Annotated in this window: 14 protein-coding genes, 1 pseudogene and 1 other annotated feature; of the genes and pseudogenes, 5 read left to right on the top strand and 10 right to left on the bottom strand. The window is 52.7% G+C overall.

The window, feature by feature from the left end; all coding sequences use genetic code 11:
- Positions 1-59 precede the first annotated feature (59 nt).
- Both H511_RS0115465 and srmB read left to right on the top strand, forming a co-directional pair.
- Complete coding sequence (locus H511_RS0115465) at positions 60-803, top strand: tRNA1(Val) (adenine(37)-N6)-methyltransferase (protein ID WP_027253119.1); 744 nt, start codon at positions 60-62, stop codon at positions 801-803.
- A gap of 161 nt (positions 804-964) precedes the next feature.
- Positions 965-2,215, top strand: a complete 1,251-nt coding sequence (gene srmB, locus H511_RS0115470; protein ID WP_027253120.1) for an ATP-dependent RNA helicase SrmB — start codon at positions 965-967, stop codon at positions 2,213-2,215.
- 85 nt (positions 2,216-2,300) lie between these two features.
- On the opposite strand, the gene yaaA is transcribed toward srmB, so the two are convergent.
- Both yaaA and H511_RS0115480 read right to left on the bottom strand, forming a co-directional pair.
- Positions 2,301-3,074 carry a peroxide stress protein YaaA gene (gene yaaA, locus H511_RS0115475; RefSeq protein ID WP_027253121.1) on the bottom strand — a complete coding sequence of 258 codons (774 nt, stop codon included), beginning with the start codon at positions 3,072-3,074 and terminating at the stop codon, positions 2,301-2,303.
- Between the two features lie 104 nt (positions 3,075-3,178).
- Positions 3,179-4,609, bottom strand: coding sequence for an alanine/glycine:cation symporter family protein (locus H511_RS0115480; protein WP_027253122.1), 1,431 nt, complete (start codon positions 4,607-4,609; stop codon positions 3,179-3,181).
- A 413-nt stretch (positions 4,610-5,022) separates the two neighbouring features.
- Between H511_RS0115480 and H511_RS0115485 the strand changes: the two genes are divergently transcribed.
- On the top strand, positions 5,023-5,202 hold the full coding sequence (locus H511_RS0115485) for a DUF3545 family protein (protein ID WP_027253123.1): 180 nt from the start codon (positions 5,023-5,025) through the stop codon (positions 5,200-5,202).
- Between the two features lie 93 nt (positions 5,203-5,295).
- Here the strand turns inward: H511_RS0115485 and H511_RS0115490 are convergent, their stop codons facing one another.
- From H511_RS0115490 to H511_RS25125, 3 genes are all read right to left on the bottom strand, one after another.
- A complete protein-coding gene (locus H511_RS0115490; RefSeq protein WP_027253124.1) occupies positions 5,296-5,835 on the bottom strand; it encodes a hemerythrin domain-containing protein in 540 nt (179 codons plus the stop codon).
- A gap of 80 nt (positions 5,836-5,915) precedes the next feature.
- Positions 5,916-6,617: a uracil-DNA glycosylase gene (gene ung / locus H511_RS0115495; protein WP_051288243.1), complete on the bottom strand. Its 702-nt coding sequence runs from the start codon at positions 6,615-6,617 to the stop codon at positions 5,916-5,918.
- 76 nt (positions 6,618-6,693) lie between these two features.
- Positions 6,694-6,825, bottom strand: coding sequence for a hypothetical protein (locus H511_RS25125; protein WP_255557852.1), 132 nt, complete (start codon positions 6,823-6,825; stop codon positions 6,694-6,696).
- Positions 6,826-7,149: 324 nt separating this feature from the next.
- Here H511_RS25125 and grcA point away from each other — a divergent pair, with 324 nt between their 5' ends.
- Positions 7,150-7,527: an autonomous glycyl radical cofactor GrcA gene (gene grcA, locus H511_RS0115500; protein ID WP_027253126.1), complete on the top strand. Its 378-nt coding sequence runs from the start codon at positions 7,150-7,152 to the stop codon at positions 7,525-7,527.
- A 70-nt stretch (positions 7,528-7,597) separates the two neighbouring features.
- Here the strand turns inward: grcA and H511_RS0115505 are convergent, their stop codons facing one another.
- Positions 7,598-7,939, bottom strand: a complete 342-nt coding sequence (locus tag H511_RS0115505) for a zinc ribbon domain-containing protein YjdM (RefSeq protein WP_027253127.1) — start codon at positions 7,937-7,939, stop codon at positions 7,598-7,600.
- Positions 7,940-8,080: 141 nt separating this feature from the next.
- Here H511_RS0115505 and H511_RS23600 point away from each other — a divergent pair.
- A pseudogene (locus H511_RS23600) lies at positions 8,081-9,739 on the top strand (SulP family inorganic anion transporter); the annotation flags it as partial.
- A gap of 157 nt (positions 9,740-9,896) precedes the next feature.
- Here the strand turns inward: H511_RS23600 and H511_RS0115515 are convergent.
- The 4 genes from H511_RS0115515 to thrA all read right to left on the bottom strand — a co-directional run bounded on the left by H511_RS0115515 (position 9,897) and on the right by thrA (position 14,918).
- Entirely contained in the window at positions 9,897-10,085 is a 189-nt protein-coding gene (locus tag H511_RS0115515; protein WP_027253128.1) for a CopG family transcriptional regulator, read from the bottom strand.
- Between the two features lie 125 nt (positions 10,086-10,210).
- Entirely contained in the window at positions 10,211-11,497 is a 1,287-nt protein-coding gene (gene thrC, locus H511_RS0115520) for a threonine synthase (protein WP_027253129.1), read from the bottom strand.
- A 2-nt stretch (positions 11,498-11,499) separates the two neighbouring features.
- Entirely contained in the window at positions 11,500-12,456 is a 957-nt protein-coding gene (gene thrB, locus H511_RS0115525; RefSeq protein WP_027253130.1) for a homoserine kinase, read from the bottom strand.
- A gap of 2 nt (positions 12,457-12,458) precedes the next feature.
- Entirely contained in the window at positions 12,459-14,918 is a 2,460-nt protein-coding gene (thrA, locus tag H511_RS0115530) for a bifunctional aspartate kinase/homoserine dehydrogenase I (RefSeq protein WP_027253131.1), read from the bottom strand.
- A gap of 102 nt (positions 14,919-15,020) precedes the next feature.
- Positions 15,021-15,136: a sequence feature (Thr leader region), on the bottom strand.
- Positions 15,137-15,220 lie beyond the last annotated feature (84 nt).

Genomic DNA, 15,220 nt, shown 5'->3' on the forward strand with positions numbered 1-15,220 from the left:
GAATAACCGCTATAATGGCGGACTGATTTTTCTCGGCCGCCTTTTCGGACATTCATTAGATGAATAAAGGTTTTACGTTTAAACAATTTCACGTTGACGATCACGGATGCGGCATGCCCGTCAGCACAGATGGGGTGTTGTTAGGCGCATGGGCTCAGGTGTCAAGCTGTCGTGACAGTCAGAGCCAGCTCAGTCGCCAGACAATACTCGACATTGGCTGCGGCAGCGGTTTGCTGTCCTTAATGGCGGCGCAGCGTACACCATCCGGCAGCGCCGATATTCTGGCGCTGGATATTGACCCGGCTGCCGTGGCGGCGGCCGGCAAAAATTTCTCGGCCTCACCCTGGTCCGCGCGACTACAGGCCGAGCATCAGGACATCCGCGCATGGGTCAGCTCTCAGTCCAAAGGCCGCTTTCAGGCCATATTATGCAATCCGCCCTACTTCAATCACGGTGAACAGGCCAGCTGCCCGCGCCGGGCAACCGCCCGGCACACAGACACCCTTTCCCACCGAGACCTGCTCAGCTGCCTGCAATACCTGCTGGCGCCGGCAGGACAGGCCAGCCTGATTCTGCCGGTCTACGAGGGGGAAGCACTGCTGACGATGCTGGCGGACTATGATTTGCATTGCCGCCGGCTGTGCCGGGTGAAAAGCACCGCCGCCAAACCGGTTCACCGCCTGCTGATAGCGCTTTCGCCCCAGGACGGTGCCTGTGACGAAACATCGCTGATCATCCATCAGCAAGGCCAGTACTCGGCTGAGTTTGCGGCCCTGACCCGTGACTTTTATCTCAAGCTCTGATCCGGTCAGCGAGCGGCAGGGATAATCCAAGTTTTTGTGCTTTAATCGGTGATACTTGCATCAAATCACACTATAATGCCGCCCCTTAACTGAATCACAGCAGCAAACTGCCCACCGAGATGCGATCCATACGGGCAGCCCGCTACTTAGGAGTAAGACTGGTGAGAGATTTTTCCGAATTAGAGTTAGATGGCGCTCTGCTACAAGCGATTGAAGATATGGGATATTCCCGTCCAACCGTTGTGCAGTCTGAGGCTATCCCTCATGCCCTGGATGGCCGTGACGTACTGGCATCCGCACCAACGGGTACCGGAAAAACAGCCGCATTTGTATTGCCTATGATTCAGCACCTGCTTGATTTTCCGCGCCGTAAACCCGGCCCGGCCCGCGTGCTGATTCTGACACCAACCCGTGAGCTGGCCATTCAGGTTGCTGATCAGGCCAAAGCCCTGGCGGCCCATACTGACCTGAAAATCTTCACCATCACAGGCGGTATTTCTTACGACGAGCACGCTGAGTATCTGGGTAAAACCCAGGACATAGTGGTCGCCACACCGGGCCGTCTGATGGAATACATCGAAGGCGAGAAATTCGATTGCCGTGCCATCGAATGCCTGATCCTGGACGAAGCAGACCGCATGCTCGACATGGGCTTCGGGGCCGTTGTAAAACGCCTGCATGAAGAGTGCCGCTGGCGCCGTCAGAGCTTGCTGTTCTCTGCCACTCTGGAAGGCAAAGGGGTGCGTGAGTTCTCCCAGACGATCTTAAATGAGCCGGTCGAAGTGAACGCGGAACCGCCGCGCCGTGAGCGTAAAAAGATCCATCAGGTATACCACCGCTGCGACGACATGGCGCACAAGATGGCGTTGCTGGAAAATATCCTCAGCGATCAGGCCGAGCGCAGTATTATTTTTGTCAAAACCCGCGAGCGGCTGGCCGAGCTGCGCGATCAGCTGGCGTCACTGAAAATCGCCTGCGTGTGGATTCAGGGGGAAATGGCGCAAGCCACCCGTAACAATGCCATTCGTCGTTTCCGTGAAGGTGAAACCAATATCCTGATCGCCACCGATGTCGCGGCACGGGGCATTGACCTGCCGGACGTCAGCCATGTCATCAACTTCGACATGCCGCGCACGGCCGATGTGTATCTGCACCGTATCGGCCGTACTGCCCGTGCCGGTAAAAAAGGCACCGCCATCTCGCTGGTGGAAGCCCATGATCAGGGCATGATAGAGCGTGTCAGCCGCTATATGAAAGAAGAGATCCCGGAGCGCTTTATTGAAGGCCTGCGCCCGAAACACAAAAAGCCGGCGACCGTGAAGAAGAAAAAGGTTAAAGACGGCAAGAAGAAAGGCGCGAAGAAAAAAGACGCCAAGAAGAAATCCGTCAAGAAAAAGGCGGCAGCCAAGTAATCTTAGCCGCACCAGCAGACTGAAACAGAAAAGGGCCGGATACAGTATCCGGCCTTTTTTCTGTCACCGATATCACGCTCAGGCTTTATTGCTCTTCGCGCTTAAACACCAGCTCGGCGGCCGTCGATTCTTCCGGTGCGAAGTAATAGCCAGCCACATCAAATTGTTTCAGCTGTTCCACTGACGTCAGGCGGTTATCAATGATATAACGCGCCATCATGCCACGGGCTTTTTTGGCGTAGAAACTGATCACCTTGTACTGACCATTTTTGCCGTCTTTAAATACCGGGGTAATCACTTTGCCTTTGAGAGACTTCGGCTTCACGGCTTTAAAGTATTCATTGGAGGCCAGGTTGATCAGGATGTCATCCCCCTGCCCGGCAAGCGCCTCATTCAGTTTGTCGGTGATGATACTGCCCCAGAACTGATACAGGTTGCTACCGCGATCGTTGGCCAGCTTAGTACCCATTTCAAGACGGTACGGCTGCATCAGATCCAGCGGCCGCAACAAACCATACAAACCGGACAGCATACGCAGGTGCTGCTGGGCAAAGGCGAAGTCATCCTCGCTCAGGCTCTCGGCTTCCAGACCGGTATACACGTCACCTTTGAAGGCCAGAATCGCCTGACGCGCGTTTTCCGGCGTAAAATCCGGCTGCCAGTCGGCAAAACGGGCCGCATTGAGTCCGGCGATTTTATCGCTCACCTTCATCAGGCTTGCAATGTCCATAGGCGTCAGCTGACGGCAAACCTCAATCAGCTCCATCGAGTGATCGGTCAGCTCAGGCAAAGTATAAGTCTTTGTTGCCAGAGGAGATTCATAATCCAGGGTTTTAGCAGGGGAAACCACTATCAGCATGTTTTAATGTCCTGTAAGCGTGTCTGTCGGCAAGATTACCATTTCGCCATCAAAAAACCACGCACAACGCGCGTGGTTGTCGCTTTCTTTGCCATAGGAACCACCTATCGATCTGGACGGCTGGTCCAGATATCTTCATCCAGCTGAGCATGCAATTCCGGGTACTGGGCGCTGTCAAACGTTGGCACCTTACCCTGAGCCAATTGCGCGTTATAGTCTTTTGCCAGTTTCACCACAGTGCCCGACAACAGCAAAATGGCGATCAGGTTGATAATGGCCATCATTCCCATAGAGACATCCGCCATCGCCCATACCGTCGGTAATTCGGCCAGCGCCCCGAACATCACCATGCCCAAAACCACAGCGCGAAAAATCAGCAGTCCGGCTTTGTGGTTATGCTCGAGAAAAATCAGATTCGTTTCGGCATAAGAGTAATTGGCCACCAGCGAGGTAAAGGCAAACAGGAAGATCGCGATGGCAATAAAGATCCCTCCCCAGTCGCCCACCTGAGAAGCCAGCGCCCGCTGCGTCAGCTCTATGCCTGTGACTTCGCCATGAGGCACATACTCACCAGACACCAGAATGATCGCCACTGTGGCCGAGCAGATAACGATAGTATCGGTAAAGACCCCCAACATCTGCACATAGCCTTGCGATGCCGGATGCGGCGGGTACGGCGTGGCCGAGGCAGCCGCATTCGGCGCCGATCCCATGCCCGCTTCATTGGAAAACAGCCCGCGTTTGAGGCCATTGATCATACCCTGAGCTATGGTATAGCCCAGCGCACCTGAGGCCGCCTCTTCCAGACCAAAGGCACTGCGGAAAATCAGGGCGATCACCGAAGGGACCTGTTCGATATTCATCGCCACCACCACCAGCGCCAGCAGCAGATAACAAATCGCCATCACGGGCACCAGAATTTCTGCAGTGCGGGCAATGGTTCGCATGCCACCGAATATGATAAAGCCGGTCAGCGCCACCAGCACCATGCCGACCACCACAGGTTGCCAGCCAAAAGCCACATTCATGGCTTTGGCAATGGAGTTCGCCTGAACCGCGTTGAATACCAGACCGAAGGCAATGATCAGAAAGATGGAGAACACCACCCCCATCCAGCGCATGCCCAGCCCTTTTTCCATGTAGTACGCCGGACCGCCCCGGTAATTGCCGTCATCATCCCGGGTCTTGTAAAGCTGGGCCAGCGCACTTTCCGCAAAGGCTGTCGCCATCCCTAACATGGCAATCAGCCACATCCAGAAAATGGCACCCGGCCCGCCTAAGGTAAGCGCCACGGCGACGCCGGCCATGTTGCCCGTCCCGACCCGGGCGGCCAGACTGGTGCACAATGCCTGAAAAGAAGAGATACCGGCAGCATCCGACTTGCGGCTGTTTTTCATCACTTTAAACATATGGACAAAATGCCGGAACTGAATAAAACCCAGCAAGTAGGTAAAATAGATCCCTACCCCGACCAGCAGGTAAATCAATACAGATCCCCACAGCAGATCGTTGAGGAAATTTATCTGACTTGTCACACCAACCCCTTAGCTTGCTCAAAGGTATATTTGCCCGGCACGCCTTTGCAATACCGCTTCATTCAACTGTAATGCATCTGTCAGCACAGGCTGATACAAATTGGCCTTGCCGGATACTGAACTGTTTGCCTGTCTCAGCCCGTTTTGCCCCCGGCGGCCCAAAACCTGAGCGATGATGCGGAGTTAGTCGTAAAAAATCAACGCACACTAAGCAGAATTGAGCACTGCATTACTTTCTTAGCCACTGGACAAACCATTGCTGCCAGTGCCTCAGTTTGAACTAATTTCACAAATAAATAACAAATGCGAAATAGTTCAATTTTATTCTGTGCCGTATTGTGATATTTAACTGATGATCAAAGGGCAAGATGCCCCTGCTCTGAGCAATACTCAGGATGGTAGAGAGGTGCAATATGGATAGCTTTGGATTCGACAACATGCTTGAAAGCGATTTTCCTCGCCGCAATGCACGCAGTAAACCTGTTAAGCGCAAGTGGCGGGAAATTGAAGCACTCAAAGATAAGCAAAAACTGAAAAAGGAACTTCAGGATATTGATATCTTACATGAGTTTACCGATGAGGTAGATTTGTAATCTGGGTTTTGCACTACCATTACTAGGTTAAGGCTAGTAACAAACGACCAACACCGGCACTAAGGCCGGTGCTGTTTTATGTGGCCGCAGATGTTAATGCTCTGGCTCCAGCCGGTTTGCCAGCTCGCGGTACTGAGCAGAAACCTCTTTGCCGAATAAGGGATCACACAGGCAGTCCTGATATTCTTCTTCAACGGCAGCCCAGTCCTGATCGGTAAAATGCTGACAAATCACCGGGAACACCTTCTTCTCTTCGGTGTCCAGATGCTGGCGCTGACGCTCCACAAAGGCATTCAGTTTTTCCGCAAAGACATCCAGCGGGATCACGGCATCCATCAGAATCATATCGACGGTTTCGGCAAACTCTGCGGTCAGTTTAGCCAGTTCAATATGTTCCGCCTCCAGATCCAAAATGTCCTGCTCCTCACCATAGTGCCTGAGATAGTAATGGTAGATGACATCTTCTTTAGGATGGTGGCAGTGCTCGGCCTGGTTCTGCAGATAGGTCACTATGTCACGAATGAGCTGATAATTCACTTCGTGACCCGCCTGGATAGCTTTTAATTTTGTACCTAACAGCTTAAGCAACCGGTTGATATAACCATGTTCGGTGTGAATACTGTCCAATAGCATTTCGACCTCCCGGACATTAACATCCCAGCTATAAGTGTAAACCGGGATCGCGAATTCTGTTTGATCCAGACTAAGTTGCCTTACATTTGTTCGGGAAGTTGCCAGTTAATCTCACTTTTATGGCTTTGTCGCAACCACTTGTTTGCCTGAGAAAAATGGCGGCAGCCAAAAAAGCCCCGGTAAGCCGACAAAGGTGACGGATGTGCCGCTTCCAGCACGCAGTGCTTATTTCTGTCGATATGCTTTCCTTTCTTCTGTGCATGCGCTCCCCACAGCAGGAACACCAGGCCATCTCTGTGCTGATTCAAACTGGCAATGACCCTGTCGGTAAACATTTCCCAGCCATATTTACTGTGCGAATGCGCTTTGCCCTGCTCAACCGTCAGCACAGTATTGAGCAGGAGTACGCCCTGCTCTGCCCAGGGCTGTAAGCAGCCATGCTCTGGCACTGTAAATCCTTCAATGTCCGTGGCCAGCTCTTTATACATATTGGCAAGCGACGGGGGGACTTTGACCCCGGGTTGCACCGAGAAGCTGAGCCCGTGCGCCTGATCAGGGCCGTGATAAGGATCCTGGCCCAGGATCACCACCTTGACCTGGTCAAAGGGAGTGGCATCAAAAGCACGAAAGACATCGGCTTCCGCCGGGAAGATCACTTTGCCCGCCTGCCTTTCTGCGGCAACCTGTGCCTCTGCCTGCTGAAAGTAGGCTTGCTGCCGTTCCTGTTCCAGCAACTGTTTCCAGTTAAAAAGAGATGAAGATGGGGAATCTGAAACAGACATGTCGGCTCCTGCTGGTGAAATCAAGGTAAGCCGACATTCTGCCTGTCTGATCAGGGCATCGCAATGACAACAGCTATCACTTGGGCCGGGACACCGGGCCAACAGGGGTGCGCCAGTGGCCGCGCCCCTGAATAGGACGGTTGGCCTGAGGAAGGCGTGAGCCGCTGACTGAGTTCATTCCGGGGGCTGGCATCGCACTCGCTTTCATAGGGTATTTCCTCATAATCGAAGGTTCAGTCTGTACAATGAAAGATCAATGCCAACTTTGTCAGTTTGTTCGCTGACCTGTTCTAACAGTGATTTAGCGGCATCTGTAGTCCTCAGGCGACCAAAGCAGCAATCTGCTTTATCGCCGATGCGCCAGTTGAGCGCATTTTTGCGCACAATTTGTGCAGCGTCACGCAATAGACTTGAAAGGGCTTAATTGATGCAGATCAAAGGGCCGGAAGCCCGACGCGGTAGGATGACCTTATCCCTGACGACTTTGTCAGATACACCATTTTGCTATTTCAGAAACAACCAAGGAGCTGCCATGATCACCGGCATTCAAATTACCCAAGCGGCCAATCCTCAACTGCTCAATTCCATCTGGCTGCTGGACGCTGCCAGTGGCACAGCCCGTTGCCTGTGCGCCATTGACGGCTTTGCGCAAGATCAGGACATCGCCCTGTCTGAACTGGGCCCGTTAGAGTACCGCGAATTAGCTGTTGAACAGGCGCCGCGCATTGAAGGCGGACAGCATTTGAACGTGAATGTACTCAAACGTGAAACCCTGGAAGATGCGGTGGCGCATCCGGAAAAATACCCGCAGCTGACCATTCGGGTGTCTGGCTACGCGGTCCGTTTCAACTCGCTGACACCAGAGCAGCAGCGGGATGTGATTGCCCGTACTTTCACTGACAGCTTGTAACAAGCCCATAGAACAACGCCGCAATCACAGATTGCGGCGTTGTGGTCACTGCATTTCAGATCCGACTGAATCAGGCTTTTTTCACAAATTCAGATTTCAGCATCATGGCCCCGATGCCATCAATCTTACAGTCGATGTTATGGTCGCCATCCACCAGACGGTTAATTTTCACTTTCGTCCCCACTTTGGCAACAGACGACGACCCTTTTACCTTGAGATCTTTGATCAGGGTAACGAAATCGCCTTCCTGCAACACAGTGCCGTTTGCGTCTTTCACTATCAGTGCATCCACATCTTCTGTCACTTCACCCGGAATCCACTCATGGCCACACTCAGGGCAGATCAACAGGTTGCTGTCTTCATAGACATAAGACGAATTGCATTCCGGGCAAGGAGGTAAGGTATCGCTCATACGCTGCTATCTCTCATTCAAAAAAGTCATCACTTAAAGATATTCGCCCAGCGCTGTCTTGCCAATGCTGGAGGATATTGCCATCATATTATAATGTAATTATCATTATATTATCACGCTATTTTACTGGCAGAATCGGATATGATCGCAGCCAAAGAGGCATTGCAAGCCGGATTATTCCAGCGTCAGCACTGGATAAGAAACATCGTTTCAGGTGTCATTGTTGGTATAGTTGCTCTTCCTCTTGCAATGGCTTTTGCCATCGCATCCGGCGCAAAGCCAGAACAAGGCATCTACACTGCAATCGTCGCCGGTTTTCTGGTCTCAGCCTTTGGTGGCAGCCGAGTCCAGATTGCAGGCCCGACCGGAGCTTTCATTGTGGTGCTTTCAGGAATCACCGCACAATACGGTGTGGCCGGCCTTCAAGTCGCCACGCTGATGGCAGGTATTATCCTGCTCTTTCTGGGAATAACTAAGCTGGGGAGCATCATCAAGTTTATTCCTGCTCCGGTCATTACAGGTTTTACGGCTGGTATCGGTGTCGTTATCTGGGTAGGGCAATGGCAGTACTTTTTCGGCCTGCCCGACGTCAGCGCCCGTCATTTCCACGATAAGCTTTACCAGTTAGTCGTCGCGCTACCAGATTTTCATGTCATGACCACCCTGTTGGCCTTATTAGCCCTTCTGGTGACACTCTTTTCTCCCAAAGTGCAGGGCTTAAAACGTATTCCAGGACCACTCTTATCATTACTCGCAGTCACCGCCCTGCAATATGTCTGTCAGTTCGATGGAATATCGACCATTGGCAGTCAATTCGGCGGGATCCCACAAGGACTGCCTCAATTCTCTTTTCCATTAATAAGCTGGGATCATGTGATTGAGCTGATTGGCCCTGCTTTTACTATTGCTATGCTGGGTGCGATTGAATCACTTCTCTCGGCTGTGGTGGCTGACGGCATGACGAATACACGCCACGATTCCAATCAGGAGCTGGTTGGACAGGGAATCGCCAATATCGCCGCTCCACTACTCGGTGGATTTGCAGCAACCGGTGCTATCGCCCGTACAGCCACCAATATCCGCAATGGCGGCACAGGCCCAATGGCGGGGATGATTCACTCTCTGACTCTGATCCTGATTCTGCTGGCACTGGCCCCTCTGGCCAGTTACATTCCACTGGCCGCATTGGCCGCCATCCTATTTGTTGTGGCCTGGAACATGAGTGAAGCTCATCACTTCGTTCACATGATCCGCCGTGCACCAGCCGCGGATGTTGCGATTTTGCTTATCACCTTTCTGTTAACGGTTTTTGCCGATTTAGTGGTGGCGGTAAACATAGGTGTATTGCTGGCAACCTTTCATTTCCTGCGCAGGATGGCAAACAGTGTTGAAGTGAAAGCTGTCACAGGGAAGGAGTTACATAATGAATTGTCGCAGCAAGGAGTACTCGAACTCCCGCCAGGTGTACTGGTCTTTACGGTAGAGGGACCATTTTTCTTTGGTGCAGTTGATCAATTTGAGCGGACGCTTGCGATTACCAATACCGACCCGGATACAGTGATCATCCGCTTGAAATGGGTGCCTTTCATTGACATTACCGGCATACAAACATTGGAGTCTGTGATTCAAAACCTGCAAAAAAGGGGAATCACCGTTCTGCTAGCCAACACTAATAAACGGGTATCAACAAAATTACGCAAAGCCGGACTGATTGCTCAGATCGGAGAGCAGCACCATTACGACACTTTCAATGATGCGCTGAAAACAGCATTACTTCACAGTGAAATGGACAACACAGATTTACCCGGACAACAAATGGTAATATCTCTCGATAATGAGCCTAACGTTTCATCGGCAACAGAATTCAATAGAAAAAGCCATGAATAACTGGCGCTGTTGATCTTGCATGCTGACAATTGAACACAATCGAACATGAAAGAGCAACAGCACCTACTGACTACTTCACCTGGGGGTTCTTCGTGGCGTCATCATCCAGATAACTGATGTCGTGCTTTTCCAGATATTCACGGATCAACTGACGGACCACCTGGGACGGTGTCAGATCCTGGGAAGCACACAGCTTTTCAAAGGCCTGCTTTTTGCGGGGATCCATCAATACGGTAAAACGGGCAGTCTTGCTTTCCACACTCAGCTACTCTCGGTCGGACATGATAATCAAATTATAATCTTATCCCGTTGACGAATAAACGGACCAGACAAAAAGAGCCACCATAACGGTGGCTCAATCAGTGTATGACTCGCAGAAATGTATCAGTCCTGAACGGCTTGCAGCACGGCTTTTAACTGAGCAAAATCATTATCTCGCTCAACCGACAGCAACTCCATCGCGCCATGTTTGGCAAGTGGTGCAGGTAAATCTATCTCTTTTTGCAGGATATCTTCCACCACTTCCTTGAACTTGGCAGGGTGCGCAGTACACAGGAACAGGCCGGTCTCGCCCGCTTGCAACTGCTCATTGAGTATACGGTAGGCAATGGCGCCGTGTGGTTCACACAGGTAGCCGTCGGCATCCATCTTACGCAGTGTCTCTGCGGTCTGCTCGTCGCTGACCGCGCCGTAGCCCAGCTCGTTCAGGCCCCAGCCTTGTTGCTGGCACAGCTCTTCAATACGCGGCCAGTTGTTTGGCTGGCTGACATCCATGGCATTGGAAATGGTCGGCACTGTGGCCTTAGGATCCCACTTGCCATCCTGCAGATAGCGGGGCACGGTATCGTTGACATTGGTGGCGGCGATGAAACGCTTCACCGGCAAGCCCAGCGCTTTGGCCAGCAGACCGGCGGTCAGGTTGCCGAAGTTACCGCTGGGAACAGACACCACCAGATTGCCGCGAGCGGCTTTCGGCAGTTGCGCTACCGCTTCGAAGTAGTAGCAAATCTGCGCCATCAGACGGCTGATGTTGATGGAATTGGCTGAGTTCAGGCCCACTTCCTGACGCAGCTCTGCATCATCAAAGGCTTGCTTGACCAGCGACTGGCAATCATCAAAAGTACCGTTCACCGCCACAGTGTGGATATTACCGCCCAGGGTACAGAACAGTTTTTCCTGCAGCGGACTGATCTTGCCCTTCGGATACAGGATCACCACCTTGATGTTGTCCATACCGTAGAAAGCATGGGCCACAGCGGCACCGGTATCGCCTGAGGTGGCGGTAAGGATAGTGATATTGCCATTGGCATCGGACACAGCCGCCAGCGACTGGGCCATGAAGCGGCCACCGAAGTCTTTGAATGCCAGCGTCGGGCCGTGGAACAACTCCAGCGCATAAACAGCATCTTTCACCGGTACAACCGGGGCCGGGAACTGGAAGGCATTACTGACCATTTGCCGGACGGTTTCCGCGCCCAGTTCATCACCGATGAAAGCAGACAGGATATGGCTGCTGCGGGTAACAAAATCCTGCTCCAGCAACGCATCGATGTCGCCTAAATCCGGCAGCCGGGCAGGAAAAAACAGGCCCTGATTACGGCCCAACCCCTGGCGGACTGCCTGGGCAAAAGATACTTCTTCCTGATGATCTTTCAAGTTATACAACTTCATGATTAATACTCACTTCCTATTTCTGTTGAACCCTGGCTGTCGAGACGACAGACATGGACGAATCCTTCATCATTCTGGACATAATGCTGCTGCAGCCAGCGGGCAATGCGCTCTGCGACTTCCAGATCATCACAGATACTGAACATGGTCGGGCCTGAGCCTGAAATACCACTGGCTAACGCGCCGGCTTCCAGCGCGTACTGGCGCGCTTCCTTAAAGCCCGGCAGCAAGCCTTCACGGTAGGGTTCTGCCACCACGTCTTTGATCATTTTGGCGGCCAGTTGCGGCTGCTGACTGTGGCAGGCATGGATAAAGCCCCCCAGATAACGGCCATGGGCAATCATATCCTGCCGGCGGTACTGAGCCGGCAAAATGGCCCGGGCTTCTGCGGTCGAGACTTTGATGCCGGGATACGCCATAACCCAGTACCAATTATCAAAGCTCGGCACGGACTGGCTGATGATCCCCAGTTCCTCGACCATAAATTGCAGCCCGCCAAGATAGCAGGGCGCCACGTTATCGTAATGCACACTGCCTGAAATCTGGCCTTCCATTTCTCCCATCAGCGCCAGCAGTTCTGTCTCTGTCAGCGGGTTATCATGAAAGCGGTTCAGGGCATCCAGAGCGGCCACAATTGAGCAGGCACTGGAACCCAGGCCGGAACCAATAGGCATATTCTTCGCCAGTGTCATCGACACAGGTTTCAGGCTGACGCTTTTCTTATCCAGCTCACGGGCAAACACCTGCCAGCAGTGATAAACGATGTTCTCTTGCGGCTCAGCCGGCAGCTTAGCGACAAAGTCACCTTCACATCGCAGTGAAAAGGGCTCTGTACCAGTGGCCACTGTCACTTTATCCCCCAGCAGGGTGCCATCAACGGGCGACACTGCCGCCCCCAGAACATCAAAACCGACACTGACATTACCAATTGATGCCGGTGCGTAAACAGTCACACTCATTGTTACACTCCCAGTTTCCAGCCGACGGTACGCATCAGATCCGCGAAAACCCCTGCCGCTGTGACCTCGGTACCGGCACCGTATCCGCGCAGGACCAGAGGAATGGGTTGATAGTAACGGCTGTAGAAGGCCAGGGCATTCTCGCCGTCCTTGATTTTAAACATAGGATCATCCTGATCAACGGCAGCCACTTTCACTTTGCATTTACCGTTGTCGATTTCACCGATGTAGCGCAGTACTTTGCCTTCTGCGGCCGCTTTGGCTGACCATTCACTGAAATAAGCATCGGCCTGCGGCAGACGCTGCATGAAGGCCTCGACATCGCCACTTTGATCAAAGCCCGGCGGCAAGGCCGGCTCAACCACCACATCGCTCAGCTCAAGGGCGTAACCGGCCTCACGGGCCAGGATCAGGAGTTTGCGCGCCACATCCATCCCGGACAGATCATCACGGGGATCCGGTTCAGTAAAACCGTTATTGCGGGCCACAGTCGTTGCTTCACTCAGGCTCATGCCTTCGTCCAGCTTACCGAAGATAAAAGACAGCGAGCCAGACAAAATACCGGCGAAACGCTCCAGCTCATCACCGGCAGCCATCAGGTTCTGCAGGTTTTCAATCACTGGCAGACCGGCACCGACAGTGGTGTCATACATGAAACGACGGCGGGTCACGCGCGCAGCCTGACGCAGCTGGTGATAATAAGCCATGCTGGCCGTATTGGCTTTCTTGTTGGGCGTGATAACGTGGAAACCGGCGGCCAGGAAGTCCACATACTGCTCGGCAATGGCTTCGTCTGAGGTGCAATCAATAATCACAGGGTTGATGATGTGATTGCGCTGCACCAGCTGGATCAGGCTCGCCAGATTGAAACCGCCGCTTGCCTGGCCAATCGCATCGCGCCAGTTTTCCAGCGGCAGGCCATTATTGTCCAGCAGCATGCCTTTGCTGTTCGACAAACCACAGACACGAATGACAATCCCGTTTTCAGCCAGTTTCTCTTGCTGGCGCTGGATCTGATCCACCAATTCACCGCCGACACCACCGACACCGACCACGAACACATCCAGGAAGTGTTTACTGTTGAACAGGTTCTCATGACAGGCTTTCACCGCTTCCGACACTTTGTTGGCCGGAATCACAGCGGAAATTGCCCTTTCAGAAGAGCCCTGCGCAATCGCGATAATATTGACGTTCACTTCGGCCAGCGAGGTAAAGAAGCGGGACGCCACACCACGGGAAGTGCGCATACCGTCCCCGACCAGGGTCACGATTGCTGAGTCGTCAATGAACTCTACCGGCTCTAGCAGGCCTTCTTTCAGCTCCAGCTCAAAATTATTACGCAGCGCCTGCTCAGCCGCTTGCTGATCATCACTTTCGATACAAAAACTGATGCTGTATTCAGACGAGGACTGGGTGATCAGAACAATTGACACCCCTGCTGCTGACATTGCCCCGAACACGCGGGCCGCCATACCCACCATGCCTTTCATACCAGGACCGGACACATTCACCATGGTCAGGTTTTTGAGCGTGGTAATACCTTTGATCGCCAGCTTGTCTTCACCTGTATCCTGGCCGATCAGTGTGCCGGCACCCTGCGGGTTAAAACTGTTTTTGATCAGGCAGGGAATGTGAAATTGCGCGATGGGGGCAATGGTTTTGGGATGCAGTACCGAAGCACCGAAGTAGGACAACTCCATCGCTTCCTGATAACTGAGCGATTTCAGCAAACGGGCATCCGGCACCAGACGCGGATCACAGTTATAGACGCCATCGACATCGGTCCAGATTTCACAGCATTCAGCACGCAGACAGGCTGCCAGTACGGCGGCTGAGTAATCCGAACCGTTACGGCCTAAAATAACCAGCTCACCTTTCTCATTACCGGCTGTAAACCCGGGCATGATATGGATATATCCCTCGGCCAGCGGATGACGGCGGAAGTTGTCGGTTGAGATCTCAATATCAACATGCCCTTCCAGGTAATCGCCATGCGCCACTAACGAAGCAACAGGATCAATCAGATCGGCTTTGTGTCCCTTGGCTTCCAGCACCGCTTTCATGGCCACGATCGACAGGCGCTCACCTTTACTGATGACGCGGGCGTAGATATTGTCAGGGCACTGTCCCAGCAATTTCATCCCGTGGACCAGTTGCTTCAGTTGCCCCAGCGAGCTGGCGAGTTTGGCATCCACGGCTGAACGCTCAAACGCAGGTAAATGCTGCTCAATGCCATCAAACAGGCTGTTAAAGGTGTTTTCCAGATCGCTGAGCTGCAGTTCAGCATCGCCCGTCGCGACTGTGGTATCAATGACTGACACCAGTTTGTTGGTCACTTTGCCCGGTGCTGACAGCACCACTGAGACTTCACCCTGATGGGCATTACTGGCGATGATATCCGCCGCCCTGAGAAACCGGTCGGCATCCGCTAAAGATGAACCGCCAAACTTAAGCACTCGCATTCCCTACTCCACTTCCGTTAATTTTGACTTGTCGGCAACCGCTTCCTGGCTGTTATTGTTTGTGGCCAGTGAATATTGCCATTGAATCTGAAAAATCATGGTGAAAAAAAAGCCCGCACTGTAAGGTGCGGGCTTTTTTTTGAAATCTTGCGCGTATCAGCCCGCCCCAACACTGTTTGTGCCGGTAATAATAATGGTGGTGGTGCCGATAAGGTTAAGTGCCATGTTTTTATATTATTGCTAATGTTGTGTGCGTGTTGTTACGTTTACCTGATCCCCAGGTATGAGTCAACACTGACTAG

The organism is Photobacterium halotolerans DSM 18316, assembly GCF_000425165.1.
Taxonomy (GTDB): domain Bacteria; phylum Pseudomonadota; class Gammaproteobacteria; order Enterobacterales; family Vibrionaceae; genus Photobacterium; species Photobacterium halotolerans.